This window comes from Janthinobacterium lyxosi, assembly GCF_051380665.1.
Taxonomy (GTDB): Bacteria; Pseudomonadota; Gammaproteobacteria; order Burkholderiales; family Burkholderiaceae_D; genus Janthinobacterium.
This window is the reverse complement of record NZ_JBNYXM010000008.1, coordinates 119,145-145,124: the sequence shown is the minus strand read 5'-3', so window position 1 is coordinate 145,124 and position 25,980 is coordinate 119,145. Positions and strand designations below refer to the sequence as shown.

General features: G+C 59.3%; 28 protein-coding genes. 8 read left to right on the top strand and 20 right to left on the bottom strand.

Annotated features, from left to right (window positions below; all coding sequences use genetic code 11):
- Nucleotides 1–146: 146 nt before the first annotated feature.
- The 4 genes from ACQ4WP_RS10545 to ACQ4WP_RS10530 all read right to left on the bottom strand — a co-directional run bounded on the left by ACQ4WP_RS10545 (nucleotide 147) and on the right by ACQ4WP_RS10530 (nucleotide 2,966).
- Complete coding sequence (locus ACQ4WP_RS10545; protein WP_436520332.1) at nucleotides 147–785, bottom strand: peroxiredoxin; 639 nt, start codon at nucleotides 783–785, stop codon at nucleotides 147–149.
- A 42-nt stretch (nucleotides 786–827) separates the two neighbouring features.
- A complete protein-coding gene (locus tag ACQ4WP_RS10540) occupies nucleotides 828–1,394 on the bottom strand; it encodes an RBBP9/YdeN family alpha/beta hydrolase (protein ID WP_436520330.1) in 567 nt (188 codons plus the stop codon).
- A gap of 53 nt (nucleotides 1,395–1,447) precedes the next feature.
- A complete protein-coding gene (locus ACQ4WP_RS10535; RefSeq protein ID WP_436520328.1) occupies nucleotides 1,448–2,452 on the bottom strand; it encodes a sulfate ABC transporter substrate-binding protein in 1,005 nt (334 codons plus the stop codon).
- Nucleotides 2,453–2,582: 130 nt separating this feature from the next.
- Nucleotides 2,583–2,966, bottom strand: coding sequence for a diacylglycerol kinase (locus ACQ4WP_RS10530; protein ID WP_436520326.1), 384 nt, complete (start codon nucleotides 2,964–2,966; stop codon nucleotides 2,583–2,585).
- 153 nt (nucleotides 2,967–3,119) lie between these two features.
- Here ACQ4WP_RS10530 and ACQ4WP_RS10525 point away from each other — a divergent pair, with 153 nt between their 5' ends.
- Nucleotides 3,120–3,899 carry an IclR family transcriptional regulator gene (locus ACQ4WP_RS10525; protein ID WP_152250343.1) on the top strand — a complete coding sequence of 260 codons (780 nt, stop codon included), beginning with the start codon at nucleotides 3,120–3,122 and terminating at the stop codon, nucleotides 3,897–3,899.
- Between the two features lie 33 nt (nucleotides 3,900–3,932).
- Here ACQ4WP_RS10525 and ACQ4WP_RS10520 read toward each other — a convergent pair whose 3' ends face one another.
- From ACQ4WP_RS10520 to ACQ4WP_RS10510, 3 genes are all read right to left on the bottom strand, one after another.
- A complete protein-coding gene (locus ACQ4WP_RS10520; protein ID WP_436520324.1) occupies nucleotides 3,933–5,006 on the bottom strand; it encodes a serine hydrolase in 1,074 nt (357 codons plus the stop codon).
- Nucleotides 5,007–5,183: 177 nt separating this feature from the next.
- Nucleotides 5,184–5,861: a nitroreductase gene (locus tag ACQ4WP_RS10515; protein ID WP_436520322.1), complete on the bottom strand. Its 678-nt coding sequence runs from the start codon at nucleotides 5,859–5,861 to the stop codon at nucleotides 5,184–5,186.
- Between the two features lie 63 nt (nucleotides 5,862–5,924).
- Nucleotides 5,925–6,851 (bottom strand): DMT family transporter, encoded by a 927-nt coding sequence (locus tag ACQ4WP_RS10510; RefSeq protein ID WP_436520320.1) that lies wholly within the window; start codon nucleotides 6,849–6,851, stop codon nucleotides 5,925–5,927.
- Nucleotides 6,852–7,201: 350 nt separating this feature from the next.
- Between ACQ4WP_RS10510 and ACQ4WP_RS10505 the strand changes: the two genes are divergently transcribed.
- Entirely contained in the window at nucleotides 7,202–7,765 is a 564-nt protein-coding gene (locus ACQ4WP_RS10505) for a phasin family protein (protein ID WP_353660300.1), read from the top strand.
- A gap of 133 nt (nucleotides 7,766–7,898) precedes the next feature.
- On the opposite strand, the gene ACQ4WP_RS10500 is transcribed toward ACQ4WP_RS10505, so the two are convergent.
- From ACQ4WP_RS10500 to ACQ4WP_RS10465, 8 genes are all read right to left on the bottom strand, one after another.
- A complete protein-coding gene (locus tag ACQ4WP_RS10500) occupies nucleotides 7,899–8,621 on the bottom strand; it encodes an ABC transporter ATP-binding protein (RefSeq protein ID WP_436520522.1) in 723 nt (240 codons plus the stop codon).
- A gap of 11 nt (nucleotides 8,622–8,632) precedes the next feature.
- Nucleotides 8,633–9,406, bottom strand: coding sequence for an ABC transporter ATP-binding protein (locus ACQ4WP_RS10495; protein ID WP_436508374.1), 774 nt, complete (start codon nucleotides 9,404–9,406; stop codon nucleotides 8,633–8,635).
- A 12-nt stretch (nucleotides 9,407–9,418) separates the two neighbouring features.
- Complete coding sequence (locus tag ACQ4WP_RS10490; protein ID WP_436520318.1) at nucleotides 9,419–10,636, bottom strand: ABC transporter permease subunit; 1,218 nt, start codon at nucleotides 10,634–10,636, stop codon at nucleotides 9,419–9,421.
- Between the two features lie 23 nt (nucleotides 10,637–10,659).
- Nucleotides 10,660–11,589 carry a branched-chain amino acid ABC transporter permease gene (locus ACQ4WP_RS10485; protein ID WP_034785168.1) on the bottom strand — a complete coding sequence of 310 codons (930 nt, stop codon included), beginning with the start codon at nucleotides 11,587–11,589 and terminating at the stop codon, nucleotides 10,660–10,662.
- 297 nt (nucleotides 11,590–11,886) lie between these two features.
- Nucleotides 11,887–12,834 carry a 4-hydroxy-3-methylbut-2-enyl diphosphate reductase gene (gene ispH, locus ACQ4WP_RS10480; RefSeq protein ID WP_071075777.1) on the bottom strand — a complete coding sequence of 316 codons (948 nt, stop codon included), beginning with the start codon at nucleotides 12,832–12,834 and terminating at the stop codon, nucleotides 11,887–11,889.
- Between the two features lie 12 nt (nucleotides 12,835–12,846).
- Complete coding sequence (locus ACQ4WP_RS10475; protein WP_436520316.1) at nucleotides 12,847–13,302, bottom strand: FKBP-type peptidyl-prolyl cis-trans isomerase; 456 nt, start codon at nucleotides 13,300–13,302, stop codon at nucleotides 12,847–12,849.
- Between the two features lie 127 nt (nucleotides 13,303–13,429).
- On the bottom strand, nucleotides 13,430–14,005 hold the full coding sequence (locus tag ACQ4WP_RS10470) for a LamG-like jellyroll fold domain-containing protein (RefSeq protein ID WP_436520314.1): 576 nt from the start codon (nucleotides 14,003–14,005) through the stop codon (nucleotides 13,430–13,432).
- Complete coding sequence (locus ACQ4WP_RS10465; protein WP_436520312.1) at nucleotides 13,897–15,339, bottom strand: hypothetical protein; 1,443 nt, start codon at nucleotides 15,337–15,339, stop codon at nucleotides 13,897–13,899. The genes ACQ4WP_RS10470 and ACQ4WP_RS10465 overlap by 109 nt, the downstream gene beginning before the upstream one ends.
- A 179-nt stretch (nucleotides 15,340–15,518) precedes the next feature.
- On the opposite strand from ACQ4WP_RS10465, the gene radC reads away from it, so the two are divergent.
- From radC to rpmG, 3 genes are all read left to right on the top strand, one after another.
- Nucleotides 15,519–16,193 (top strand): RadC family protein, encoded by a 675-nt coding sequence (gene radC, locus ACQ4WP_RS10460; RefSeq protein ID WP_436520310.1) that lies wholly within the window; start codon nucleotides 15,519–15,521, stop codon nucleotides 16,191–16,193.
- A gap of 247 nt (nucleotides 16,194–16,440) precedes the next feature.
- On the top strand, nucleotides 16,441–16,677 hold the full coding sequence (rpmB, locus tag ACQ4WP_RS10455; RefSeq protein ID WP_010400928.1) for a 50S ribosomal protein L28: 237 nt from the start codon (nucleotides 16,441–16,443) through the stop codon (nucleotides 16,675–16,677).
- 22 nt (nucleotides 16,678–16,699) lie between these two features.
- Complete coding sequence (rpmG, locus tag ACQ4WP_RS10450; protein WP_010400929.1) at nucleotides 16,700–16,867, top strand: 50S ribosomal protein L33; 168 nt, start codon at nucleotides 16,700–16,702, stop codon at nucleotides 16,865–16,867.
- A 142-nt stretch (nucleotides 16,868–17,009) separates the two neighbouring features.
- Here rpmG and ACQ4WP_RS10445 read toward each other — a convergent pair whose 3' ends face one another.
- From ACQ4WP_RS10445 to ACQ4WP_RS10425, 5 genes are all read right to left on the bottom strand, one after another.
- A complete protein-coding gene (locus ACQ4WP_RS10445; RefSeq protein WP_436520308.1) occupies nucleotides 17,010–18,218 on the bottom strand; it encodes a DesA family fatty acid desaturase in 1,209 nt (402 codons plus the stop codon).
- A gap of 132 nt (nucleotides 18,219–18,350) precedes the next feature.
- Nucleotides 18,351–19,709: a mechanosensitive ion channel family protein gene (locus tag ACQ4WP_RS10440; protein WP_436520306.1), complete on the bottom strand. Its 1,359-nt coding sequence runs from the start codon at nucleotides 19,707–19,709 to the stop codon at nucleotides 18,351–18,353.
- Nucleotides 19,710–19,831: 122 nt separating this feature from the next.
- Entirely contained in the window at nucleotides 19,832–21,151 is a 1,320-nt protein-coding gene (locus ACQ4WP_RS10435) for an RsmB/NOP family class I SAM-dependent RNA methyltransferase (RefSeq protein ID WP_436520304.1), read from the bottom strand.
- Nucleotides 21,152–21,172: 21 nt separating this feature from the next.
- Complete coding sequence (gene purN / locus ACQ4WP_RS10430) at nucleotides 21,173–21,781, bottom strand: phosphoribosylglycinamide formyltransferase (protein WP_436520302.1); 609 nt, start codon at nucleotides 21,779–21,781, stop codon at nucleotides 21,173–21,175.
- Nucleotides 21,782–21,937: 156 nt separating this feature from the next.
- On the bottom strand, nucleotides 21,938–22,336 hold the full coding sequence (locus ACQ4WP_RS10425; RefSeq protein WP_436520300.1) for a barstar family protein: 399 nt from the start codon (nucleotides 22,334–22,336) through the stop codon (nucleotides 21,938–21,940).
- Nucleotides 22,337–22,735: 399 nt separating this feature from the next.
- Here ACQ4WP_RS10425 and ACQ4WP_RS10420 point away from each other — a divergent pair, with 399 nt between their 5' ends.
- The 3 genes from ACQ4WP_RS10420 to ACQ4WP_RS10410 all read left to right on the top strand — a co-directional run bounded on the left by ACQ4WP_RS10420 (nucleotide 22,736) and on the right by ACQ4WP_RS10410 (nucleotide 25,939).
- Nucleotides 22,736–23,248 (top strand): glycine zipper 2TM domain-containing protein, encoded by a 513-nt coding sequence (locus tag ACQ4WP_RS10420; protein ID WP_426085934.1) that lies wholly within the window; start codon nucleotides 22,736–22,738, stop codon nucleotides 23,246–23,248.
- Between the two features lie 97 nt (nucleotides 23,249–23,345).
- A complete protein-coding gene (locus tag ACQ4WP_RS10415) occupies nucleotides 23,346–24,134 on the top strand; it encodes a class I SAM-dependent methyltransferase (RefSeq protein WP_436520298.1) in 789 nt (262 codons plus the stop codon).
- A 47-nt stretch (nucleotides 24,135–24,181) separates the two neighbouring features.
- Nucleotides 24,182–25,939: a GspE/PulE family protein gene (locus tag ACQ4WP_RS10410; protein WP_436520296.1), complete on the top strand. Its 1,758-nt coding sequence runs from the start codon at nucleotides 24,182–24,184 to the stop codon at nucleotides 25,937–25,939.
- Nucleotides 25,940–25,980: the final 41 nt, after the last annotated feature.

The window sequence follows — 25,980 nt, the reverse complement described above, 5'->3', positions numbered from 1 at the left end:
TATAGGGCGCAATAATCACATGCAACCGTTATAAAAAGAACTAACCATTTCTCATTTGCTTAGATGGATTTTGCATACTTGCTGGCAGAATCGGCGGGCGAAAAAAAACGCACCGGCGAGGTGCGTTTTTGTAAAAGTAAAAACTTTTATTTATTTGGCTGCGGCGTCAAGCGCAGGTAGGGCTTGGCGGCCGTAAATCCCTTCGGATACTTCTGCTTGATCACGTCCGGGTCTTGCACGGTTAATGGAATGATGACGTCGTCGCCATCTTTCCAGTTGCCGGGCGTGGCCACCGTGTAGCCGTCCGTCAGTTGCAGGGCATCGATGACGCGCAGGATTTCGTTGAAATTGCGGCCCGTGCTCAGCGGATACGTGAGGATCAGCCGTACTTTCTTGTTCGGGTCGACGATGAAGACGGAGCGCACGGTGGCCGTGACGGATTGCTCCGGGTGGATCATGTCGTACAGCACCGACACTTTCTTGTCGACGTCGGCGATGATGGGGAAGCCCACCACGGTGTTTTGCGTCTCTTCGATATCCTTGATCCAGCTCTTGTGCGACTCGGCCGCGTCCACGGACAGGGCGATGGCCTTCACGTTGCGCTTGTCGAATTCCGGCTTGAGCTTGGCCGTCAGGCCCAGCTCCGTCGTGCACACGGGGGTAAAATCGGCCGGGTGGGAAAACAGCACCACCCAGGAATTGCCAGCCCACTCGTGGAACTTGAGCGTGCCGATCGAGCTGTCTTGTTCAAAATCAGGGGCGACATCGCCCAGGCGTAAAGTCATCGTGATCTCCTTGTGAGGTTGTGTGGCGGGATGTTCGTCGAATCAGGCTGCCTGACGGTGGCGCTTGTCGCTTTGCGCCAGATCAAACAGTGTTTGCAGTTGCGCCTGGCCGTAGACCCAGTCACCAAGGCGCGACTCGGCGTTGATATGGCCCAGCGCACCGCCATCAATATACTTGCAATTCCAGCGCCGTGCCCACTGCGCCGCGTGCTCGGCTGTCATCCACGGGTCCGTCTGGCTGGCGATCAATATGCCAGGGCAAGGCAAGCGCTTTTGCGGCAAAGCTTTCGCCACGCCAAACTTGTCCGGATCGGCCGGCCCCACCAGCAGCACGCCGGCCACGCCCTGCGGGTCGCGGGCCAGGCTGTGCGCCGTCGTCAAACAGCCAAAGCTGTGGGCGACGATCAGGGTGGAACGCGCATCTTGCCGCCGCACCTGGTCCAGGCGTGCCGACCAAGTGGCCAGGTCGGGTTCGTTCCAGTCGTCCTGCTCGACCCGCTCGAATTGCGGATACAGGCGCTGCCAGCGGCTCTGCCAGTGCTCGGGACCGCTGTTATGCAAGCCCGGCACGATCAGTACCCGGTAATCGGAAAAGCTGCGCAGCGCCATGATAGTTCCCTTTTAGTAGCAGTCTGGCAAGCGTTCCCGATTGCCATCCGATATTACTTGGGTTGGTAGATCTGGTCGAAGATGCCGCCGTCGGCAAAGTGCGCCTTTTGCGCGGTCGTCCAGCCACCGGCCACTTGCTCGATGGTGAACAGCTTGACCTTGGCGAACTGCGATGTGTATTTCTTCGCGGCCTTGTCCGTGGCGGGGCGGTAGTAATTTTTTGCGATGATGTCTTGCGCCTCATCCGTGTACAGATAGTTCAGATAAGCCTCGGCCACCTTGCGCGTGCCGTGCTTGTCGGCGAACTTGTCCACAACGGCGACGGGCGGCTCGGCCAGGATGCTGACGGGGGGTGTGACGATGTCGAACTTGGTCGGGCCCAGTTCCTTGACGGCCAGGTAAGCCTCGTTTTCCCAGGCGATCAGCACGTCGCCGATGCCGCGTTCAACGAAAGTGGTGGTGGCGCCGCGCGCGCCGGAATCGAGCACGGGCACGTTTTTATACAGTTTGCCGAGGAAGTCCTTGGCCTTGGCTTCATTGCCGCCTGGCTGGCGCAGCGCGTAGCCCCAGGCTGCCAGATGGTTCCAGCGAGCGCCGCCCGAGGTTTTCGGATTCGGCGTGATGACGGAGACGCCCGGCTTGATCAGGTCGTTCCAATCCTTGATGCCTTTCGGATTGCCCTTGCGCACCAGGAACACGATGGTCGAGGTGTAAGGCGAGCTGTTGTGCGTCAAGCGCTTTTGCCAGTCGGCGGCCAGCAGCTTGTGCTCGGCCAGCGCATCGATGTCGTAGGCCAGGGCCAGGGTCACCACGTCCGCTTCCAGGCCGTCGATGACGGCGCGCGCCTGTTTGCCGGAACCACCGTGCGATTGCTTGATCTTGACGTTGTCGCCCGTCTTGCCTTTCCACTCCTTGGCAAACGCCGTGTTCACATCCTGGTATAGCTCGCGCGTCGGGTCATACGACACGTTGAGCAGGGTGATATCGGCAGCCTGCGCCGTTTGCAGAAGGGCAAACGCGCTGATGGCGGCGGCAATGATGATTTTTTTCGACAGCATCTAAGATCCCCGTGTGGTTGAACTTTCAGAGCCACCAGATTACGGCGCTATGGCCGCAAAGAGAACGAAGCGTTTCGCCGTTTTATATGCGTTTTTCGCATATGGACGGTGCACAACGGGGATAAAGCAGTTAATAGAAACGGTTAAACAATACAACGGCCCAGGTAGCGAAGGCCAGGATGCAGGTCAGCAAGACGGCGGCGCTGCCGAAATCCTTGGCGTTTTTCGACAGCGGATGGCGTTCGAGCGAAATACGGTCGACCACGGCTTCCAGCGCGGAATTGATCAATTCGACGATCAAAACCAGCAGCAGCACGCCGATCAGCAGCAGTTTTTCAAAGGCGGAGATGCGCAGCAGCAAGGCGATCACCGTGCCGACGACGAACAGGCCCAGCTCCTGGCGAAACGCGTGTTCGTGGCGCCAGGCCGCTTTCAAGCCATCGAGCGAGTAGAAAAAGGCGGAAAAAATCCGTTTCAAACCACTTTTGCTCTTGAATTCATTGACAGGTTGCATAGTTTTCCGTGATTCAAAGTACGTCCAGTCGTCAATTATGACGGCCAGCATGAGAATTGTGACAATTTATTCGCTGAATATCTCGGAACATTTCACTATTTTTTCACATCATGGTATAAAGAAGCATGAATACTGCATTGCACCAAATCCATCATGAAAATTGAACCGGTCGCTGCCCCGAAGACGACGATCCAGGTGATCGAGCGCATGGTCGCCCTGCTCGATGCCCTGGCCAAATATTCCGACCCGGTCAGCCTGAAGGAATTGTCCAAGGTATCCGGTCTGCACCCGTCGACGGCGCACCGCATTCTCAACGACATGGTGCTGACGCGCTTTGTCGACCGCATCGAACCGGGCACGTACCGGCTGGGCATGCGCCTGCTGGAACTGGGCAATGTGGTGAAAAGCCGCCTCAGCGTGCGCGAAGCGGCGCTGGACTTCATGCGCCAGCTGCACAAGAAAACCCAGCAAACCATCAACCTGTCCGTGCGCCAGGGCGACGAGATCGTCTATATCGACCGCGCCTTTTCCGAGCGCTCGGGCATGCAGGTGGTGCGCGCCATCGGCGGCCGCGGCCCGCTGCACCTGACCTCGACCGGTAAATTGTTCCTCTCCGTGGATGAGCCAAAAGCCATCCGCGCGTATGCCACGCGCACGGGCTTGGCCGGGCACAACAAGAATTCCATCACGGATCTGCAAAAACTCGAGCGCGAACTGAGCCTGGTGCGCGAGCGCGGCTATGCGCGCGACAATGAAGAGCTGGAACTGGGCGTGCGCTGCATGGCCGCCGGCATACGCGACGACTCGGGCAAGCTGATCGCCGGCCTGTCGATTTCCGCCCCGGCCGACCGCCTGCAAGATGAGTGGCTGGTGGACCTGGTGGAGACGGCGAACCAGATTTCCGTCACCTTGGGATTTATCCCCCAAGAGTAAAGATACAGGGCAGCAATGCCGCCCTGAACACTTTTAGCCTCCTGGCAGGCTCATGTTGGCTGGTTTCAAGGCTTCCAGCCACTTGCGCATGCGGCCCGCATCGGCCGTGCGCGACTGTTTCCCCTTGGAATCGAGGAAGACCATGATCACGGCCCGTCCTTCGATGACGGCCTGCATCATCAGACAACGTCCCGCCTCATTGATGAAACCCGTCTTTTGCAAGCCGATTTCCCAGCCGGGATTGGCCACCAGATGATTCGTATTGCCAAACTGCATGGGCTGGCCACTGGCTTCGACGATGGCTTTCGGGTCCGTCGAATACTCGCGCAGCAGCGGATGGCGGAAGGCGGCCATGGCCAGCTTGCCCAGGTCGCGCGCGCTGGCCACGTTCATTTTCGACAAGCCGCTGGAATCGACGTAATGCGTATCCAGCATGCCCAGTTGGCGCGCCTTGCTGTTCATGGCGTCGACAAACGATGGCAAGCCGCCCGGATAATTGCGGCCCAGCGCCGAGGCGGCGCGGTTTTCCGAACTCATCAGGGCGATATGCAGCATATTCGCGCGCGTCAATTGTGAACCCACTTTCAGGCGGGAGCTGCTGAACTTGGCGCGGTCGACGTCCTCGTCCGTGATCGTCAGCACTTCATCCATATCCTGGCGCGCTTCGACCACCACCAGACCCGTCATCATCTTGGTGATGGAGGCGATGGGCAGGGCCACATTGGAATTCTTTTCAAACAGCACTTCCGAATTGGCCTGGTCCAGCACCAGCGCCACGCTCGATTTGAGGTCGAGCGGATCGCGCGTGAGGTTCAGGCCGGCCAAGTCGCCCATGGTGGGCATCGGTGCGGCCATGGGCACGGCCACGCTGCTGACTTTTTGATAGATGACCTTGCGTTTGCCGCGCACCATGACGACCCGGCGCACGGTCTTGTCGCGCGGCGCGGCCGTCGCGCCCTTGCGCAACACGACTTTGACTTTCTTGGTATTGTGTTTCTTGGAGGCTGAGGATTTTCCGTTCGCTTCCTTGGCGTGCACGGCCGCAGCCGGCGCCAACGCAAACAGCAGGGAAGCCAGGACACCCAGCGCAAGTTTAAACTTAGCCATTCGATAATTCCCCGTGAAGCTGTTGCATTAATGCAGTGTAGCGAAATGCAGAGTAATCGCAAGCCTATTTAACAGTTGGGACAGTATTTATTGCAACAACGAAATACAAATCGTTGGCGATCAGCAAACAAACTCATCCTTAATCAACTGATTGCTTGTGCCCATCGCTGGAAATCGCTATTTGTCCATGAATTTAACAAAGCCGGCCAGCGGCTCGCGTTCCGTGCTCAAGCGGTTCTCGATCTTGTCCGGGTCGGCATAGCCGAGCGCCATGCCGCACACCACCATTTCGCTGGCCGGCACGCCCAGTTCCTCGCGGATGATGTCATGGTAGTGGATGAAGGCCGCTTGCGGGCACGTGTCGAGTCCCCGCGCGCGCGCCGCCAGCATGATATTTTGCAAGAACATGCCATAGTCGAGCCAGGAACCCTGTTCCAGCACCCGCTCGATGGTAAAGATCAGGCCGACGGGCGCATCGAAAAACTGGAAATTGCGTCCATGCTGGGCCGCCATGCCGGCCTTGTCGCCCCGCTCCAGGCCCAGCAGCTGATACAGGTCCAGGCCGATCTTGCGGCGGCGCTCGATGAACGGCGCCGTCCACTGGCGCGGGTAATAGATATACGACGCCGTGCGCGCGGGCGCATCGGGCGCCTTCGGCGCGGCATAGGCGTCGAGGATGCGGCGCGACAGGCGCAGGCGCGCTTCGCCCGACAGCACATACACTTTCCACGGCTGCATGTTGGCGCCCGAGGGCGCGCGCGCCGCCACTTCCAGGATGCGCGCGATATCGTCCTGCACCACCGGCGTGGGCAGGAAGGCGCGGATCGAACGGCGCGACCCAATGACGGCGTCCACGGCTTGTTGCGTCGACTGTGTTTCAGATGCTTGCTTGCTCACTGCCCTGCTCTCCCGCTCTATCTATTTCTTGACCACAAACACCACGCCGACCACGGCCACCAGCATACCGGCGATGCCCAGCATATTAAATGCTTCGCCAAACATCAGCCAGGCCATCACGGCCGTCGTGGGCGGCGTCAGGTACAGCAAGCCCGTCACTTTTGTGGCGTCGCTGCGGCGGATCAGGGCGAACAGCAGGAAGATGGCGCCGATGGATAGCACAAGTACCGACCACAGCAAGGCGCCAATAAAATTCGCCGTCCATTGCACACTGCTGAAATGCCAATCCAGTCCTTCGTAATACAGGGCAAACGGCAACACCACCACGATAGAGGCGGCAAACTGCACTACCGTGCCGGTGCGCAAGTCGAATTGGGGACAGTGGCGTTTTTGATACATGGTGCCGGCCGTCATCGACAGCAAGGCAAACACGCACAGCAGCACGCTTTCCACGGTCAGGCCCACGAGGTTGATCTTGGCATACACGACCAGGGCCACGCCCAGCAAACCAAAGAACAGGCCCAGCCACTGGCGCGGACGCACGGATTCGCCGATCAAGGGCGCGGCGCACGCCGTCAGCACGGGCTGCATGCCCACGATCAACGCGCTCAAACCGGCTGGCATGCCCAGCTTGATGGCGCACCAGACGCCGGCCAGGTAGCCGGCCTGCATCAGGATGCCGGCCACGGCGATCTGGCGGAACTGTCCCACGGGCCACGGCGCGCGCAACAGCAGCACCAGCGGCAGCAGGATCACCAGCACGCCCAGGAAGCGCAGCAGCAAAAAGGTCAATGGTGGCGCGTACGGCAGGCCGAACTTGGCGACAATAAAACCTGTGCTCCATAACAACACGAAGAAGCCGGGCAAGGCCATCGGCGACAGGGTCGTCAAGAAAGAGGCTTTGGGGGCTTTGCCGCTGGCGCCAGCCGCGGCGGGAAGATTGGACATGGTATCAACTCGGGAAACGGGGTCGGCACCGGGGCGCTACGCCAGTGCGGGAGACAAAGTCTAGCATGCTGCGCCGCAATCGTCCCTGCAGCCCCTGGAAACGATAGTTTAAGCACAAACTATTGACACGCAGAAATCAAATATTTCTCTTTAGAAACAATGACTTTTGATGTAAATCTATTCAATTGTTGCATCGCACAAGAATCGCTTGACTTCGTTTTTTTTCGCCGTAGAATAGGGTTTGTTGCGTTGCACAATTCTTGTTCAGCTTGAAAATTTAGATTCACCTGCTTTCCCAAACGGTACACGCAGCATCAAATTAACCAGATTTCGATTTTTTGGAGATTTATATGTTTTCAATTCCTGAGCAATTTTCGTCCGCTACCAAAACCAACCTGGAAGCCCAATTCGCCCTGTTCTCGTCGCTGACGAGCAAAGCCTTCGAAGGCATCGAAAAGATCGTCGAACTGAACCTGACCGCTGCCAAGGCAACGCTGGAAGAATCGACCGCCGCCGCCAAGCAATTGCTGTCGGCAAAAGATCCACAAGAATTCTTCTCGCTGAGCGCTGCTCAAGCCCAGCCTAGCGCCGAAAAAGCCATCGCTTACGGTCGTCACCTGGCTGCCATCACGTCCGGCACGCAAGCCGAATTCAGCAAAGCTGCTGAATCGCAAATCGCTGAAACCAACCGCAAAGTCCTGTCGCTGGTGGAAGAAGTGACCAAGAATGCGCCAGCCGGTTCGGAAAACGCCGTCGCCATCCTGAAAAGCGCCATCGGCAATGCCAATGCAGGCTACGAGCAATTCTCGAAAACCAGCAAGCAAGCCGTCGAAGCCATCGAAGCGAACCTGACATCGGCCGTGAACCAGTTCACGCAAGCAGCTGAAAAAGCCGTTCCGCGCACTGCCAAGTAATTCTGGCGCGACCGCTCCGGCGGTCCGCTGTTACCAGCTCCTCCAGGCATCCATCCCGCACTTCCCCGACGGATGCCATTATGCCCCAGCCTAGCTGGGGCATTTTTTATGCCTGAACACTTCCTGAACGCGATCACTCCCCCAGATACGCCGCCTTCACGCGCGGGTCATCGAGCATGGCGGCCGCGTTGCCGCCCATGGTGACCAGCCCAGAATCCATCACATAGCCGCGGTGCGCCGCCTGCAGGGCCAGGCGGGCATTCTGTTCGACCAGCAAGATCGTGATGCCTTCGGACGAGACCTTGCGGATCACCTCGAAGATTTTTTCCACCATGATGGGCGACAAGCCCATCGACGGCTCATCGAGCAGCAGCAACTTCGGATGGCTCATCAGGGCGCGCGCCATGGCCAGCATCTGCTGCTCGCCGCCGGACAGGGTGCCGGCCATCTGCGCCGCCCGCTCCTTCAGACGGGGAAACACGTCGAACCAGCGGGCGATATCATCCTCGACGCCCACCTTGTCCGTGCGCGTGTAAGCACCCATCATGAGGTTTTCGCGGATCGACATGCGGGTAAACACACCGCGCCCTTCCGGCACCATGGCCAGTTTCCTTTCCACCAGGTGAAACGATTTCGTGCCCTTGAGCGACTCGCCCAGATAGCTGATCGTGCCTTCGATCTTGCATTCAGGCAAAGTGCCCGTGATGGCTTTCAAGGTCGTCGTCTTGCCAGCGCCGTTTGCGCCGATCAGGGCGATCAGCTCGCCCTGATTGACTTCCAGGTCGATGCCTTTCACCGCCTTGATGCCGCCGTAGGCCACGTGCAGGCCCGCCACTTTCAATACAGTCTTGTTCAAGCCATTGTTACTCATGCGTGCGATCCCCCCAGGTAAGCCTCGATGACGGCCGGGTTTTGTTGTATTTCGGCCGGCAAGCCTTCGGCGATGCGCTTGCCATATTCGAGCACCGTGATGCGGTCGCACAGTCCCATCATCAGTTTCACGTCGTGCTCGATCAACAGCACGGTCTTGCCTTCCGCCTTGATCTTCACCAGCAACTCGCGCAGGGCCAGCTTTTCCGTGGCATTCATGCCGGCCGCCGGCTCATCGAGGGCCAGCAGGGTGGGATCGGTCGCCAGCGCACGGGCGATTTCCAGGCGCCGCTGGTCGCCATACGACAGGAAGCGCGCCGTACGGTTGGCGAACTGGGCGATCCCGACGAAGTCGAGCAGTTCCATCGCCCGCTGGCGGATGGACGCCTCTTCTTCGCGCGCCGCCTTGTGGCGGAAGATGGCGCCGAACACGCCCTGGTGCGAGCGCACATGGCGCCCCACCATGACGTTTTCCAGCGCCGTCATGTCGCCAAACAGGCGGATATTCTGAAAGGTGCGGGCGATGCCTGCCTTCGCCACCTTGTGCGGCGCCGACGGCGAATACGGCTTGCCGGCCAGCTCGAAGGTGCCCGTATCGGGCTGGTACAGGCCCGTAATGACGTTGAAGAAAGTGGTCTTTCCGGCGCCGTTCGGGCCGATCAAGCCATAGATCTGCCCTTGCCGGATGGTGATGCCCACGTCCGTCAGCGCCTGCAAGCCGCCGAAACGCTTGTTCACGCCGGCGATATTGAGAATGATCTGTTCGCTCATGCTATCCCTCCCTTAAGCAGACACGACGCCGGTGGATTTATTCGGCTGGTCCACATCGTGGTCTGGCCGGTCCTCGTGCTTCGGCGATGGCCACAGGCCGGCGGGACGGTTGAGCATGATCAAGACCATGGCCAAGCCGTACAGCAGCTGGCGCAGCACTTCCGCCTCGATCACCACATGGCCGAACAGCGCCTGCTGGGCCGGTTCCACCACGTGGCGCAGCACTTCCGGTATCGAGGCGAGAATCACGCCGCCGAGGATCACGCCGGGGATGTGGCCGATGCCGCCCAACACCACCATGGCCAGCACGGCGATCGATTCCGTCAGTGAGAACGATTCGGGCGAAACAAAGCCCTGGAACGAGGCAAACATGGCGCCCGCCACGCCGCCGAACGAGGCGCCCATGGAAAAGGCCAGCAATTTGACGTTGCGCGTATTGATGCCCATGGCTTTGGCGGCGATCTCGTCTTCGCGGATGGCGACCCAGGCGCGGCCCAGGCGCGAATGCTGCAGGCGCTTGGTGACGAACACGACGGCAATGCACAGGAACAGGAACAAAAAGTAATAGGCGTTCACGGAGGGCATGGAAAATCCCGCCACCATGACGGTGCTGTTGGTGCCCGCCTCGCCCGCCAGGTTGACGCCGAAGATGCGGATGGGGTCGATCAGATTGATGCCTTGCGGCCCATTCGTGAAATTGATCGGGTCGTTCAAATTGTTCATGAAGATGCGGATGATCTCGCCAAAGCCCAGGGTCACGATGGCCAGATAGTCGCCGCGCAACTTCAAGGTGGGCGCGCCCAGCAGGGCGCCGAACAGGCCGGCAACAAAGGCGGCCAGCGGCACGATGAGCCAGATCGACAGGTGGATGCCGTTTTCGCGGATTTCCGGTCCCATCAGTTGCACCAGGGTTTCACCCAGCCCCGGATATTGATTCACCACCGATTCGAGCAGGATGGCAAATTGCGGCGACGCCAGCAAGGCCGTCAGGTAGGCGCCCACGGCATAAAAGGCGATGTAGCCGAGGTCGAGCAGGCCGGCAAAGCCGACGACGATGTTCAGGCCCAGGGCCAGCATGATGTACAGCAAGGCCATGTCGATGATGCGCACCCACGAGTTGCCGAACTGGGCGGCAAAAAACGGGAACACCATCAGCAGCGCGGCCAGGCCCAGCATGCCGGCGTAGGCCTTGGCCGGATTCTTTTTTGCGTCGAAGTCGAGTAGTGCCATGATCTTAATCTCCCAGTTTCACGTCAGGCGCGGTCGGCAACGCGTTCGCCCATGATGCCGGACGGGCGCAGGGTCAGCACGATGATCAGCACGACGAAGGCAAAGATATCCTGGTAGTGGCTGCCCAGGAAGCCACCCGTGATGTCGCCGATATAGCCGGCGCCCAGGCTTTCGATAATGCCCAGCAAGATACCGCCCAGCATGGCGCCATAGATATTGCCGATACCGCCCAGCACGGCCGCGCAAAAGGCTTTCAAGCCGGGGATGGCGCCCATGGAAAACTGGATGGACGCATAATTGGCGCCCCACATCACGCCCGCCACGGCCGCCAGCGCGGCGCCGATGGCAAAGGTGGCAACGATGACCTTATCGGAATCGACGCCCATGAGACCCGCCACGCGGGGGTTTTCCGCCGTGGCGCGCATGGCGCGGCCCATTTTCGTTTTTTCCACCAGCAACACCAATCCACCCATCGACAGCGCGGCCAGGGCCAGCAGCAGCACTTGCGTTTGCGAAATCACCGCGCCGCCTATGTTGATAGGGTCGGTCGACAGCAACTGGGGAAATGGCAGCGGATTGCGCGTCCAGATCATCATGGCAAAGGTTTGTAGCAGGATGGAGACGCCGATGGCGGTAATCAGGGGGGCGAGGCGGGGGGCGTTGCGCAGGCGGCGGTAGGCGACCCGCTCGATGATGATGTTGACCAGAATACAGATGGGTATGGCGCCGAGGATGGCGGTGGCCAGTTTCAGGTAGCCGGGCCAGTCCGGCACATAAATGCCCAGCAGCTTGAGGATGGTCAAGCCCACCATGGCGCCAATCATGAGCACATCGCCGTGGGCGAAGTTGATCAGGTTCAAGACGCCGTACACCATCGTGTAACCGAGGGCGACTAAGGCGTACATGCTGCCCAGCACCAAGCCGTTAATGATCTGCTGGATGAATGTATCCATGATTGCCCTATCAAATATGCATTTTTCGGGAACAACTTCCGCCAGAACATGGGTCGCTGATACAAAAACGGCACCGGAGGAAGAATTCCTGCAGTGCCATCCCTGGACCGTTCTCACCAACATGGTGCACGCACTCAAAACGGGCGCAACCTTGCTTAGTCATAACGACAACATATTCAAGCTTGAGGCAATCATAACGATCTTTTGCAAAAACTAAGCTTGGAATAAATCAATCATTTCCGAATTAAATTCGGTTTTGAGGTAACTATTTCATCGATACTCAGCAACCTTGCAGACTCAGGCGACGTCGCGCTTGAGGCCATCGAGGCCTTTCGGCATCGGGAACGTCACGGCTTCCTGCACGCCGTCGAGCGGGCGCACGCTCTTCACGCCACACTCTTTCAAGCGGTCGATGACGGCTTGCACCAGCACCTCGGGCGCCGAGGCGCCAGCCGTCACACCCACGCGCAGCTTGCCTTCCAGCCAGGCGGGGTCGATCTGCGAGGCATTGTCGACCATGTAGGCTGGCGTGCCCATCTTCTCGGCCACTTCGCGCAAGCGGTTCGAATTCGAGCTGTTCGGGCTGCCCACGACGATCACCACTTCCACTTGCGGGGCCATGAATTTCACGGCTTCCTGGCGGTTCGTGGTGGCGTAGCAAATGTCGCCTTTTTTCGGCTCGGCGATATTCGGATATTTCGCTTTCAAGGCCGCAATAATGTCGCGAGTGTCGTCAACTGACAACGTTGTTTGCGAAACATAGGCCAGGCTTTCCGGATTGGCAACCTGCAATGCCGCCACATCGTCGAGCGTTTCCACCAGATGCATGCCCATGTCGGCCTGGCCCATCGTGCCTTCCACCTCGGGATGTCCATCGTGGCCAATCATGATGATCTCGCGGCCTTCGCGGCGCATCTTGCCCACTTCCATGTGCACCTTGGTGACCAGCGGGCAAGTCGCGTCAAAAATGCTCAGGCCGCGCGATTCCGCCTCGGCGCGCACGGCTTTCGAGACGCCATGCGCGGAAAACACGAGCGTATTGCCAGCAGGCACATCATCGAGGTCGTCGATGAAGATGGCGCCCTTGTTGCGCAAGTCGGCCACCACATAGGCGTTGTGGACGATTTCATGGCGCACATAGATCGGTGCGCCAAATTGCTGCAGGGCGCGCTCGACGATTTCGATCGCCCGGTCGACGCCAGCGCAGAAACCGCGGGGCTGGGCCAGTAACAGTTCTTTATCCATCGCTATTCCTTTTTACAGCACCGAAATGAGCTTGACTTCAAAGCGCAGCGACTGGCCGGCCAGCGGATGATTGAAGTCGAACAAGGCCGAGTCCTCGCGCATTTCGCGCAGCACGCCGGCAAAGCGGCCGCCGCCCGGCGCGGCGAAGTCGACCAGGTCGCCAATCTTGTAGTCGGCGCCCGGCACCGAGTTCTCGTCCAGGGTCGCGCGCGAGACCGACTGCACCAGCTCGGGATTGCGCTCGCCAAAGCCTTCGCCCGCGGCCAGCTCGAACGTCTGGTGCGTGCCTTCAGGCAAGCCCAGCAGACGCTGCTCGAGGAATGGCGCCAACTGGCCCTGCCCCAGCATCAAGGTAGCAGGATTTCCGCTGAAGGTAGTGACAATATCAGTACCGTCAACAGTAGCAAGACGATAATGCAGGGTGAGGTAAGCCGCTTCGGTGACGACTGCTGGTTGCTCGTTGGACATAGTAGTTTTCAAGTAACTGGTGCAAAACGATATTGTAAGCCACCCTGAGCCAGCGCGCCCCATGCCATCTCGACGCGGCCATGCTTTTGTCAAAAAACATGGCCGCGCCCGCATCACCTGCCGTCTATCAGACGTTGACGTACGTCAACCCGTCAGCCGTGCTGGCGTGATTGCCGAAGCCCGAGCTGTCTTCCAGGTTGCCGTCGAGCTTCCAGCGTCCCACGGGCCTGTTCACGATGCCGTACTGGCCATAGTCATACACTTCCTTGGGCGTCAGCACGCGGTCGTACAGGATAACGTCCGACAGCTGCCAGGCAGGCGTGCCGTGCTCCAGCGCATCCACGCTGCGGCCGATCACCAGGGGCGTGCCGGTGGCCTGCGCGAATGGCGTCACCATTTTACTGCCCTGTGACATCAGGAAATCGTCAACGTACAGGCTGATGGAACCATCATGCTTGACGGTGTAGGTGCAGCGCAGCCAGCGGTTGGGAGTGTCCACGTTCACGCCGTGACCATTGTTATTGAAGCCCTGACCAGCACTGTTCCGCAGGAACAGGAAAGTCTGGATATCCTGCGTGAGCAGCGTCCATCCTTTCATGTCCGCCTGATGCGCAACAAAAGCCCCGCCCCGGCCGACCATCGAGGAAAAAGCCTGTTGCCGGATACAATACGACAGCGAAAAATCCGCGCTCTCGTAACGCACGGACGACGGCACGGTGAGCTGCAGGCCAGGCTGGAATTGCAAGTTTTCTTCACGCCGAAGCAAGGCTTGGGCGGCACCGGGCGGATGGCGTCGTCGCCGCGCAAGGCGTCCCAGACGGCCTTGCGTCCGTTGCTATAGGGCGGTGCCTCCACCAGGTTCAGACCGTCGTCTTCCATGGACTTCCCCCCATTCCAGTCCCAATAGCACGCCAGTTGCACGCCCGTACGGCGTATGGCGCTCAGCAAGGCGTGCAAGTTGTCTTGCCGTTCGGTATCTTGCAACGCCAGCTCTTGCTTTTTCGACAGGCAAAAGCTGCCAAGGTAATACGGCTTGCCCAGGTCCTTGGTCGCGCGCTGCATCACTTGCAGGTAAGCGAGCGAAGACGAGACGAAGTCGGCCGGCAAATCCGCGCTGTTGTCCAGGGCGCTACTCACATATTCATTACCCGGGAACAGGTTTTCACAAATGCAGTCGACCGGGTCCGGATTCATCAATGGCAGGGTTTCCGTGACGTATTGCTGCAATGAGCCTTGACGGGGCGAAGTATGGGCAATGCCGGCATTACCGGAAGAAATCATGCGCGCCAGGCCATCGTTGTCACGCAGCAATTGCGCCGTCTCCTGGATGATTTCCCGGGTAGCGGTCAAGTCAATCTCCGTCACGTCCTTCAGTTCCTGTGCAGCCATCCAGGCGGCGATGCCGGCGTGGTTGCTGTAACGCTGTGCAAAAGCCTGGGCAAAGGCACGCATGTAGCGACGTGTTTTCGACTGTGGATTGGTCAGTGCGACCCGCGCGGCTGCGGCCTGCTCGTCTTTTGTAGCATCAGTAGCGCCCGCTTCCCCCACCAATTGCGGCACGGCATAGGGATTCCAGAATGGACAGGCGATGATGCCGATGCCGTTGGCCAAGGCGCAATCGAGCAGCGCTTTTACAGCATCCCAGTATTCAGGCCTGATATTGAGCGCGCTTAATGAGTTGTCGTCTGCGAATTTTGGCTGGCCTACGATGGCACCCCAGTTCAAATTGCCAGGTTTTCCGCTAAAAGGCGCCACCATCACCTGGATGTACTTGAAGCCATTGGCGGCAAGATAAGGTAAATCGGTGGTGTAATCGGGATTTTTGTCGCTCGGCGTGAACTGCGGGGCCTTGCTCCAGTTACGGCGCTCCAGATACGCATGCGAATTGAGGCCGATGCCGCTGACCTTGCCCGTATTGACGCCGGCGGCGTTGAACTCTTGCATGACGCCGTTGATAACTTTGATATAAGGCATGACTGCTCCTGCGAAACAAGTGGAAGACATTGAGTTCAGGGCCCTGACTCCCCGTCGCTGCAACTTTCATAGAGTGTAACGACAGGTAAATGATAGCGCCTGAAAATACCCAAGGCAGGCATCTTGGTTTTTTTTAATATGATCTGCCATGAAGGCGAGATAGCGCAGCATGGCCGCGCGCAGACGAGGCGACAATCGTCAGCAGGCGCCGCTTCCGCCTGGGGCGCGGCATGGGAGGAATCATGGGCATCAAGGATTGGCCGGCCCGCGAGCGGCCGCGCGAACGTTTGATCGAGGATGGCGCGCAATCGCTGTCGGATGCGGAATTGCTGGCCGTCTTCCTGCGCACGGGCGTGCGCGGCAAGAGCGCGGTGGAACTGGCGCGCGACACGGTGGAACACTTCGGTTCCTTGCGGGGCCTGTTCGGCGCCAGCCTGGTGAGTTTTTCCGCCGTGCATGGCATGGGCAGCGCCAAGTTTGCCCAACTGCAAGCGGTGCTGGAACTGGCGCGGCGCGCCATCATCGAGGACTTGCAGACGGGCCAGGCTCTCAATTCACCGCACGCCGTCAAGGATTACCTGCGCCTGACTCTGGGCAACCTGCCGCATGAAGCATTTCACGTGTTGTTTTTGGACGTCAAGAACCGCCTGATCACGACCCGGGAAATGTTTCGTGGCACCCTCACCCATACCAGCGTGTACCCGCGCGAAGTGGTCAAGCAGGCGCTGCTGCACAACGCGGCCAGCGTCATGCTGGCCCACAACCACCCGTCCGGCACGCCGGAACCGAGCGAATCGGATTTATTGCTGACGCGCGCGCTGGTGCAGGCCTTGTCGCTGGTGGACGTGCGCACCCTCGACCATTTCGTCGTGGCCGGGCGGCAAGTGCATTCCTTTGCGGAACACGGCCAGATCTAGGCCAGCGCCGCCCTGCTCGCAGTTAACCATGTGTAAACAAGGACATACGTGACAGCAGCGAGACGCTTATCTAACAGTAAACAGCGCTGTTTACCAGTGCTTTCCCCTATGAAGAAGGGCAAAAGTCAAATTGTTAAATTATTTCAATACAACATGACACAATTGTTTTTCGCAAGTCATTGATAAATCTGCTTATTTTGGATATACTCTCGTTTTTCCAATTTGGAATATCTTTAAGGAGTGCGCCATGGCACGTGTTTGCCAAGTCACTGGGAAGAAGCCGATGGTCGGCAACAATGTTTCCCATGCAAACAACAAAACCAAACGTCGTTTTTTGCCTAACTTGCAAAATCGTCGTATTTTTGTTGAATCTGAAAACCGCTGGGTCTCCCTGCGTTTGTCCAACGCCGGTCTGCGCGTCATCGATAAAGTCGGCATCGACGCCGTATTGGTCGATATGCGCGCTCGTGGCGAAAAAGTCTAATTAGCAGAATAAGGGAGCTATCATGGCAAAATCAGGCCGCGACAAAATCAAGTTAGAATCGACCGCCGGTACGGGTCACTTCTACACGACTACCAAAAACAAGCGTACGACGCCTGCGAAAATGGAGATCATGAAATTTGATCCTAAAGCACGCAAGCACGTAACGTACAAAGAAACCAAAATCAAGTAATTGATATTGTGTTCTCTGATGAAAAAACCGCTCCGATGAGCGGTTTTTTTTTCGCCCTGATTTTCAGCCGACTCCCTCCAACTTTACCGGGACGAAAAAAAGGCCCTGGAATCCAGGGCCTTGATATGCTGCAGCAGCTTGTTTATGCATAACTGCGCAGGCGCAATGAAAAATCTTGCAGCGACTTGATGCCCGACGCTTCGGCGCGCGTGCACCAGTCTTGCAGCTTTTGCAGCAATTGCTCGCGCGTAAAGTGGGAACGCTCCCATATGGCGCCCAGTTCCACGCGCATGTGGTGCATGGTTTCCAGCGCCTTGCTGTGCTGGAACAATTCCGACAATTGCTGCTGCTGCGCGCCGGCCAGCTTGCCCGGCTCGCGCTGCATCAGCTTGCGCGACGATTTCAGGAAGCGCTTTTCCAGTTCCGCCTTGTGCTTCAGGTGTTCCAGCTCTTCCTTCCAGGCATGTTTGATCGATTTCGCGTACTTGGCCATCACGTCATAGCGGTTGGCGATGACCGATTGCAAGGTCTCGAAGTCCGCTTCCAGCTTGCCGTGCGAGAACTTCGGTTCCGGCGCCAGCTTTTTCACCTTGGCCAGGCCCAGCATTTCCAGCGCGCGGATATACGCCCAGCCGATATCGATTTCATACCATTTCGACGACAGCTTGGCCGACGTGGCATACGTATGGTGATTATTATGCAACTCTTCGCCGCCGATCAGGATGCCAAACGGAATGATGTTGGTGGCCGCGTCGGCGCAATCGTAGTTGCGGTAACCCCAGTAGTGGCCGATGCCATTGATGATGCCGGCTGCCGTGATGGGTATCCACATCATTTGCACGGCCCACACGGAAATGCCGATCACGCCGAACAACACGAAATTGATGACGAACAGCGACACCACGCCCAGCCAGCTGTATTTGGTGTACAGCTTGCGCTCGATCCAGTCCGTCGGCGTGCCGTGGCCGTACTTGGCCATGGTTTCCATGTTCTTCGATTCAGCGCGGTACAGCTCGGCACCTTCCCAGAAGACTTTCTTGATGCCGCGCGTCACGGGGCTGTGCGGATCTTCTTCCGTATCGCACTTGGCGTGGTGCTTGCGGTGGATGGCCGCCCATTCCTTGGTGACCTGGCCCGTCGTCAGCCACAACCAGAAACGGAAGAAATGGCTGGGAATGGCGTGCAATTCCAGCGCCCGGTGGGCCTGGTGGCGGTGCAGGTAAATCGTGACGCTGGCGATCGTGATATGCGTGACCACCATGGTGTACAGGAAAACTTGCCATGCGGACAGATCAGTAATGCCAGTTGCCATGAACTGCAAAACGTCGTGTAAAACGGAACTCAATGTCATTACTACTACTCCAAGTGGACAGGCATGCGCACGGTCGCTCCAGTGACTCTGGAGGTCCTGCAGAGTTAATTTTAGGCGTAATTGTACGCCCTAATGGGTGCGATCAGGCAAAATCGGAGGCAGGCAGCGAGGTTAAGGCTGGGTGCCGGATGGCGCGGACTCACCCTCTGCCGCACCCGCGAGCGGGGCAGGAGGCGTACCAACAATACGTAATTCGCGTTGCGGAAACGGTACAGTGACCTTATGTTCCTGCAAGGTGCGCCAGATGGCGCGGTTCACATTCGACTTCACACCGCCGGTGCCGTTTTCCGGATCCGCGATCCAGAAGCCGATCTGCACGTCGAGGCCGTCGGCGCCAAAACGCACGAGGGTGGCCGATGGCGGATTGCTTTGCGACACACGCGGCACCTTGGCCGTCGCCGCTTCCAGCAAGGGGAAGATGACATCGAGATCCGTTTCATAGCCCACCGACACGGCCGTCGACAGCCAGACCATGCGGTTACTCAGCGACATGTTTTGCACGCCGCCGGAAATCAGCATTTCATTCGGCACGATGGATTCAACGCCATCACCACCCAATAACACAGTATAGCGCGTATTGATTTGCGTCACCTTACCCGTAAATTGACCGACAGTGATCATGTCGCCGATGGTCAGGCTGCGGTCGAGCAGGATGATGAAGCCGGAGACAAAGTTCGCGGCGATCTTTTGCAAGCCAAAACCCAGCGCCACGCCAAAGGCGCCGCCAAACACGGATAGCACCGTCAGGTCGATGCCCACCAGCGACAGGCTGACCAGCACGGAAACGAGGATCAGCACGGCGCGCCCCATGCGCGACAGCACCACGCGCAAGGAAGTGTGCAGACCCTGCATTTTCATCAGGCGCTCGTCGAGCGAGGTGCCGGCCCACATGGCCAGCACCAGCAGCACGGCCACCGAAATAGCGGCTTGCAAGATGGCAGCCACGGAGACCTTGTTGCGTCCCAGCGGCACGACGATGCTTTCCAGGAAGGTATGCAATTCCGGCCACAGGCCCGTGATGTACATGGCCATGCCGGCCCACACCACGACTGTAAATATCTTTTCCAGCAACAACATGGTGGGACTGATGTCGCCATGACGGGCAAAAATGCGGCGCAGCACATAAAAACCGAAGCGCACCAGCGCCATCGAGGTGCACAGGGGGATGGCAATACTGAGCAGGTTCACCGACTGGAACTTGGCCAGGAAATGTTGCGCAATGCCCAGCAGCATGGCCGCCAGCACGGGCGTCAGGATGCGGATGAAACTGTCCGTGCGCTGCAAGGTTTCCGGCGTGGCCGGGACAGCGGCCGCTTCCGCCCGCTGGTGCAGGAATTCGCGCAACTGCCGCACCAGCAGCCAGCTCAGGGCCAGGCAAGCGACGATGAGCAGCGCCTGCCACAGGATGGCCGGTTGACGGAAATCATTGACAAAATCAGTGATCAGGTTGAGCAGCGGGGTTTCATTCATGGCGCAAGAGGTCCGGAAGGTGGGACAGAGGTGGTACGGATGGGCATCTAGCCCATGCCGCCAGGCGGGCTGGCGGCATTGAAAGCGGCCACTGCAGGGTGCAGCGGCGGCCCGTGACAGGCTTACTCGGCTTGTTCAGCGTCAACGTCGTCGGCCGGTTTCTCATCGGCGTAGACTTTTTTCGGCATGATCTTGCGCTCGAACACGGCGGCGAAGAAGCCGTCGGTATGGTGCAGGTGCGGCAACAATTTCAGGTAATCGCCCATTTCCAGCTCGATCTTCTGTTCGGCCAGCACCTTGTTCATCGGCACCAGGGTGAAGTCCGGATGCGCCGCCAGGAATTGCTCGGCGATAAAATCGTTTTCTTCGTTCAGGAAGCTGCAGGTGGCGTACACCAAACGGCCGCCGCCCTTGACCAGGCGCGCCGCGCCGGCCAGGATGGCTGCCTGCTTGGCTTGCAGCTCGACGATGGAATTCGGTTGCTGGCGCCATTTCACGTCCGGATTGCGGCGCAGGGTGCCCAGGCCGCTGCACGGGGCATCGACCAGCACGCGGTCGATCTTGCCGGCCAGGCGCTTGATCTTGGCATCACGCTCATGCGCGATCTGCACCGGATGCACGTTCGACAGGCCGCTGCGGGCCATGCGCGGCTTCAGCTTGGCCAAACGCTTTTCCGACACGTCAAACGCATACAAACGGCCCGTGTTGCGCATCAGCGCGCCCAATGCCAGGGTCTTGCCGCCCGCGCCGGCACAGAAATCGACCACCATCTCGCCGCGCTTGGCGCCGACGATCTGCGACAGGATCTGGCTGCCTTCATCTTGCACTTCGATGGCGCCGCTCTGGAACAAAGGCATGTTTTGCAGCGAAGGCTTCTTGATCACGCGCAAACCCAGCGGCGCATATGGCGTCGGCGTGCTGAGGATCGGTGCTTCGGCCAGGGCCAGCATCACGTCCTCACGCGTGGCCTTGAGCGAGTTGACGCGCAAGTCCAGCGGCGCCGGCGCGTTCAGCGCATCGGCCAGCTTCATGGTTTCCGCTTCGCCGAACTGGGCGATCAGCTTGTCGAACAGCCAGGTCGGCATGTTGGCGCGCATGTTCGACGGCATCAGGCTGCGGTCGATCTGCGTGATGCGTTCCAGCCATTCCACTTCTTCTTCCGTCAAGCCGCCCAGGGAGTCGGCACCGACCGCTTCGGCCAGGCCGAGGATGGTCAGGCGGCGCATGGTCGGGCCACTGCCCGCTTCGGCGAAGTCCGTGAAGAACGATTTGTTGCGCAGCACGGCATAAATACCTTCGGCGATGGCGCCGCGTTCGCGCGAACCGAGGCGCGGATGGTCGCGGAAATAGCGCGACAGGGTGGTGTCGGCCGGGGCCGTGAAACGTAAAATTTCGCGCAATACTTCTTCAGCATTGGCAAGTATCGCTGGTGGCAATCTCATTGTTATTCTTCCTGTAATATTTTATTGAGGGTCCACGCGGACCTGGCCATGCTCGACTGACAGTTTATCGTCAATGAACAGGCGGATGGCGCGCGGGTAAAGCAGATGTTCCTGTACCAGCACGCGCGCCGATAAGCTCTCTTCTGTGTCGCCTGGCAAGACGGGGACTTTCGCGCTCGCCACGGCCGGGCCATGATCGAGCTCGGCAGTCACGAAATGCACGGTCGCGCCGTGTTCCGTCATGCCCGCCTCGAGCGCCTGGCGGTGCGTCGCCATGCCCGGGAACAGCGGCAGCAGCGACGGATGGATATTCAGCATGCGCCCCGCGTAATGCTCGACAAACGGTTCTGTGAGGATGCGCATGAAACCGGCCAGCACGACCAGGTCGGGGGCAAAGCCGTCGATCACGGCTTGCAGCGCCGCATCGAACTGTTCGCGGCTGGCATAATCCTTGTTGGCAACGACTGCCGTCGCTATCCCATGTTCCGCGGCAAAAACCAATCCCTGGGCATCGGCCCGGTTACTGATGACGGCGGCAATCCGGGCTGGCCATTGCTCGGCTTGCGCCGCGCGTACGACCGCTTCCATGTTGCTGCCGCGTCCGGAAATGAGGATAACGATATTTTTCATAGCGCGCATTGTACCCGCTATGGCGATGCGAATCTAGAAAGGCCGGTATTATTGTTGCGGCGCAACATAGGCGCCGGAGCGCCGCAGCCGCCCGGCGATGCCGATTGCCGTCTGCATGGGAGGCCGGTTTTACGGCGCCACGGCAAGAGTAAGTATTTACTCGAACGAATAGAAGACGCGGAACGGCACTTTCTTCTCGGCCCAGTAGTCGGCCGCGTCGCGGAACACGTCGAGCAGGATCTCGCGCGCTTCCTTGTCGAATTTTTGCGTATTTGGCAATTGCTCGAGCACCACCAGAAAGCCTGTTTGCGTACCGGCCTTGTGCATGGTGTCCATCAGGCACAGGCGCAAGGCATCAAAATTCTTCGCCAGGTTTTTCGGAAACAGGAATGCTTCTGCAATAATACCGATGACTTGTTGTTTGGTCTGTCCAGCGTTGCAATGCGCATATAAAAAGTGCTGCCCGAGACGGATCGCCTCGTCTTGTAACTCGGTCACGCGAAAGGCACGGATGGACTGGACAAGGTTGGGCGGCACGGTTAGTAACAAACTCATTTTTCCCTCAAATCGACCTGTTATGTATGGATTTTCTAGCTGCTCTTCTTATTGCATCCCCGCACGCGGGTCAATGCGCACGCGGTGATTCGATCTGTATCAACTTTTATGCGATTCAGTGCGATTTTATATAAGCCATACGCGTATTAGGGTAACGTGTTGTCCTGTATGAATCAACCCGAATATGATGTCAAACGCAAGATTTGTTACAAACCGCTGGTTTCAAGTCACTTCAACATCCTGTATCGATTGAAAGTGCATGTTACAGACTGTGGGGCAAGGGGCTCGGGCTGTTACATTTTGTTGCCATGCGAAACACTTGTCCCGGTCTGGCGGGATTACTATAGTCCCAAGTTGTAAAAAATACCCTGAAAGATTCTCTACATAATGAGGTTAGAAATGAACTTGCAAGCCAAATTGATGATGTCAGCCCTTTGTATCGGCACATTGCCACTCGCCCAGGCCGCCGACTTTGAAGATTTCGGCAAGGTCGTGCGCGTCGTGCCGCAAGTGGAACAGATCAATCGTCCACGCCAGGAATGCCGTACGGAATACGTGCAAGTACAGGCACCGCCGCAGCAGCGCAGCGCTGGCGGCTCCATCGTCGGCGGTATCGCCGGCGCCCTGCTCGGTAGCCAGGTCGGTGGTGGCAATGGCCGCACGGCCGCCGCTGCTGCTGGCGCGATTGCCGGCGCCGTCGTCGGCGACCGCGTCGACAACCAGAACAACTACCAGGGCGGCATGCAGGAACAAGCCGTCAAGCAATGCCGCCAGGTCGATCACTGGGAATCGCGCAACAATGGCTATCAGGTCACCTACGACTACCGCGGCCGCAACTATACGAGCATCATGTCCTACGATCCGGGCGAACGCGTCCGTCTGCGCGTATCGATCGAACCCGCACAGCAGTAAGCGCGACAACCGGCCCGTAGCATGCCAGCCCCAGCGGCTGGCATTTTTTATGGCGCCACGGCACGGGCTATAATGCGGCACACTTTCAGGCCGCCTTATGCTTATCAAACGAAAATCCATCGAACAAGTCGAATCCTCGCGCCCTGCGCGCAAGCCCCGTTATGCCCCTGTCACCCTGTCCGAAATGGATGGCGTGCGCTATTTGCATTTCGGCACGGAATGGGTGCAGGGCGCCATGCGCATCCGCAAGCCGGACTGGCCGGAGCTCGAATACGCGCAGCAGATGATGGCGTGGATGCTGTGGATCGAGCAACCGCAGCGCCTCGCCCAGCTGGGCCTGGGCACGGCGGCGCTGACCAAGTTCTGCTACCGCCAGTTCCCGCAGGCGCAAGTCGATGCCATCGAACTGAATCCTTCCGTTATCACCATCTGCGCCTCGATGTTCAAGCTGCCGCCCAACGACGAGCGCCTGCACGTGCGCGAGATGGATGCGCTCGACTACGTCAACGACGAGGCCAACCACGGCACCCTGGACGCGCTGCAGGTGGACCTGTACGACGCCACGGCGCGCGGTCCCGTGCTAGACAGCGCGGATTTTTATACCGCCTGCTGCGCCTGCCTGGCACCGCACGGCATCATGACGGTCAACCTGTTTGGCGACCACCCCAGCTACGCGAAGAACATCAAGGCGATGAAGTTTGCGTTTGAACAGGTGATCTGCCTGCCGGAAGTCCATGATGGGAACGTGGTGGCGATCGCTTTCAAGACGAAAGTGGCACTCGGTGCCGAAGCGCAAGCGGCCTTGCTGGAACGGGCCAAGCAGATCGTCGCCGAGACCAAGCTGCCCGCCAAGACCTGGGTCAAGGGCATCGTCAGCACCCTGTAAGCGCCGGCACACCCACGCAAGGCCGGCAGCCCTGAAAGGCACCGGCCATGCCCGCTTCCTCTCCTCCTTCTCCCAACGCGCCGCTGGAACTGCCGCAACTGCTGACCTGGCTGCAGGAAGACGGCTTGCTCGACGCGGCACAAGCGGGCTCCATCGTCGCCCAAGCCGCCCTGCTGCCGGCGCCGCCCTTGCATCCGCTATGCAGCATCGCCCACGGCGCGCTGACGCTCGATACCCTGTGCGCGTGGCTGGCGCAACGCGCAAGCCTGCCGTACCTGCGCATCGATCCCTTGCACATCGATTTCAGCCAGGTGGCCGACGTCATGACGGCCGGCTATGCGGCCCGTTTCAACATCCTGCCCGTGGAAAGCACGCCAGAACGCATCGTCATCGCCACGGCCCAGCCGTACGCGCTGGCTTGGCAGGCGCAGCTGGGGAATCTGGCGCCACGCAAGCTGAGCTTGGTCATCGCCAACCCGCTGCACATCGCCGACGCCATCGCGCAATTTTTCAGCCTGGCCAGTTCCGTCAAGGTGGCCCGGCAGGCCTCCACGCAAGACCTGGCGCTGCGCCACAATTTCGAACAACTGGTGGAGCTGGGGCGCAACAAGACCAGCCTCGACGCCAACGACCAGCACGTGGTGCACATCGTCGACTGGCTGTGGCAATACGCGTTTGCCCAGCGCGCGTCCGACATCCATTTGGAACCGAAGCGCGACGCGGGCCTCGTGCGCCTGCGCATCGATGGCCGGCTGCACCAGGCCTATCAATTGCCGCCCGTGGTGCTGCTGGCCATGACGGCGCGCATCAAGTTGCTCGGGCGCATGGACGTGGTGGAAAAGCGCCGCCCTCAGGATGGCCGCATCAAGACGCGCAATGCGCAAGGCCAGGAAATCGAACTGCGCCTATCCACCTTGCCCACGGCCTTCGGCGAAAAGCTCGTCATGCGCATCTTCGATCCCGAGATCGCCATCAAGAGCCTGTTTGATCTGGGCTTTCCGCCCGCGGACGCCGAACGCTGGCGCCAGTTGACGGCGCGTACGCACGGTATCGTGCTGGTAACGGGTCCCACCGGTTCGGGCAAGACCAGCACCCTGTACAGCACCTTGAAGGCGCTGGCCGGCAGCGAAGTCAATGTATGCACGGTGGAGGACCCCATTGAAATGGTCGAACCGGCCTTCAACCAGATGCAGGTGCAAACCCAGGCCGGCATCGAACTGTCGTTTGCCGATGGCGTGCGGGCGCTGATGCGGCAAGATCCCGACATCATCATGGTGGGAGAAATCCGCGATCTGGCCACGGCCGAGATGGCCATGCAGGCGGCACTGACCGGCCATCTGGTGCTGTCGACCCTGCATACCAACGATGCGCCCTCGGCCGTCATGCGCCTGCTGGAACTGGGCTTGCCTGCCTATCTGCTGGAAGCGTGCCTGATCGGCGTGCTGGCGCAGCGCCTGCTGCGCTGCCTGTGCGCGGGCTGCAAGCAACTGGACACCGCCCCGGGCGAATCCTCATGGCAGCGCCTGACGGGCGGCCAGCTGGAACGGCCGCAGGCCACGTACCGCCCGGTTGGCTGCGCCCTGTGCCGGCACAGCGGCTACCTGGGACGTGCCGGCATTTATGAACTGCTGAGCGTGACGGAAACGTTCGGCCAGCTGGTCAAGGCGGGCGCCGACCTGCACGCGCTGCGCCGCCAGAGCATCCTCGACGGCATGACGCCGCTGCGCCTCGCCGGCGCGCGCAAGATCATCGACGGCACGACCAGCATCGATGAAGTGCTGAAGCTCACGGCAGCCCTGCATTAGCTGGCCAGCACTTTCTCGCAGGAATGCTTTGCATTCTTTTT

What these genes read in the sequence shown, in the direction of transcription:
- ACQ4WP_RS10425 (WP_436520300.1), bottom strand. Translation starts at nt 22,336, where the DNA reads ATGAGTTTGTTACTAACCGTGCCGCCCAACCTTGTCCAGTCCATCCGT.
- ACQ4WP_RS10485 (WP_034785168.1), bottom strand. Translation starts at nt 11,589, where the DNA reads ATGGATACATTCATCCAGCAGATCATTAACGGCTTGGTGCTGGGCAGC.
- ACQ4WP_RS10420 (WP_426085934.1), top strand. Translation starts at nt 22,736, where the DNA reads ATGAACTTGCAAGCCAAATTGATGATGTCAGCCCTTTGTATCGGCACA.
- ACQ4WP_RS10435 (WP_436520304.1), bottom strand. Translation starts at nt 21,151, where the DNA reads ATGAGATTGCCACCAGCGATACTTGCCAATGCTGAAGAAGTATTGCGC.
- ACQ4WP_RS10490 (WP_436520318.1), bottom strand. Translation starts at nt 10,636, where the DNA reads ATGGCACTACTCGACTTCGACGCAAAAAAGAATCCGGCCAAGGCCTAC.
- ACQ4WP_RS10535 (WP_436520328.1), bottom strand. Translation starts at nt 2,452, where the DNA reads ATGCTGTCGAAAAAAATCATCATTGCCGCCGCCATCAGCGCGTTTGCC.
- ACQ4WP_RS10540 (WP_436520330.1), bottom strand. Translation starts at nt 1,394, where the DNA reads ATGGCGCTGCGCAGCTTTTCCGATTACCGGGTACTGATCGTGCCGGGC.
- ACQ4WP_RS10510 (WP_436520320.1), bottom strand. Translation starts at nt 6,851, where the DNA reads ATGTCCAATCTTCCCGCCGCGGCTGGCGCCAGCGGCAAAGCCCCCAAA.
- radC (WP_436520310.1), top strand. Translation starts at nt 15,519, where the DNA reads ATGGGCATCAAGGATTGGCCGGCCCGCGAGCGGCCGCGCGAACGTTTG.
- ACQ4WP_RS10520 (WP_436520324.1), bottom strand. Translation starts at nt 5,006, where the DNA reads ATGGCTAAGTTTAAACTTGCGCTGGGTGTCCTGGCTTCCCTGCTGTTT.
- ACQ4WP_RS10505 (WP_353660300.1), top strand. Translation starts at nt 7,202, where the DNA reads ATGTTTTCAATTCCTGAGCAATTTTCGTCCGCTACCAAAACCAACCTG.
- ACQ4WP_RS10475 (WP_436520316.1), bottom strand. Translation starts at nt 13,302, where the DNA reads ATGTCCAACGAGCAACCAGCAGTCGTCACCGAAGCGGCTTACCTCACC.
- ACQ4WP_RS10410 (WP_436520296.1), top strand. Translation starts at nt 24,182, where the DNA reads ATGCCCGCTTCCTCTCCTCCTTCTCCCAACGCGCCGCTGGAACTGCCG.
- ACQ4WP_RS10440 (WP_436520306.1), bottom strand. Translation starts at nt 19,709, where the DNA reads ATGAATGAAACCCCGCTGCTCAACCTGATCACTGATTTTGTCAATGAT.
- ACQ4WP_RS10525 (WP_152250343.1), top strand. Translation starts at nt 3,120, where the DNA reads ATGAAAATTGAACCGGTCGCTGCCCCGAAGACGACGATCCAGGTGATC.
- purN (WP_436520302.1), bottom strand. Translation starts at nt 21,781, where the DNA reads ATGAAAAATATCGTTATCCTCATTTCCGGACGCGGCAGCAACATGGAA.
- rpmG (WP_010400929.1), top strand. Translation starts at nt 16,700, where the DNA reads ATGGCAAAATCAGGCCGCGACAAAATCAAGTTAGAATCGACCGCCGGT.
- ACQ4WP_RS10415 (WP_436520298.1), top strand. Translation starts at nt 23,346, where the DNA reads ATGCTTATCAAACGAAAATCCATCGAACAAGTCGAATCCTCGCGCCCT.
- ACQ4WP_RS10495 (WP_436508374.1), bottom strand. Translation starts at nt 9,406, where the DNA reads ATGAGCGAACAGATCATTCTCAATATCGCCGGCGTGAACAAGCGTTTC.
- ACQ4WP_RS10445 (WP_436520308.1), bottom strand. Translation starts at nt 18,218, where the DNA reads ATGACATTGAGTTCCGTTTTACACGACGTTTTGCAGTTCATGGCAACT.
- ACQ4WP_RS10545 (WP_436520332.1), bottom strand. Translation starts at nt 785, where the DNA reads ATGACTTTACGCCTGGGCGATGTCGCCCCTGATTTTGAACAAGACAGC.
- ACQ4WP_RS10530 (WP_436520326.1), bottom strand. Translation starts at nt 2,966, where the DNA reads ATGCAACCTGTCAATGAATTCAAGAGCAAAAGTGGTTTGAAACGGATT.
- rpmB (WP_010400928.1), top strand. Translation starts at nt 16,441, where the DNA reads ATGGCACGTGTTTGCCAAGTCACTGGGAAGAAGCCGATGGTCGGCAAC.
- ispH (WP_071075777.1), bottom strand. Translation starts at nt 12,834, where the DNA reads ATGGATAAAGAACTGTTACTGGCCCAGCCCCGCGGTTTCTGCGCTGGC.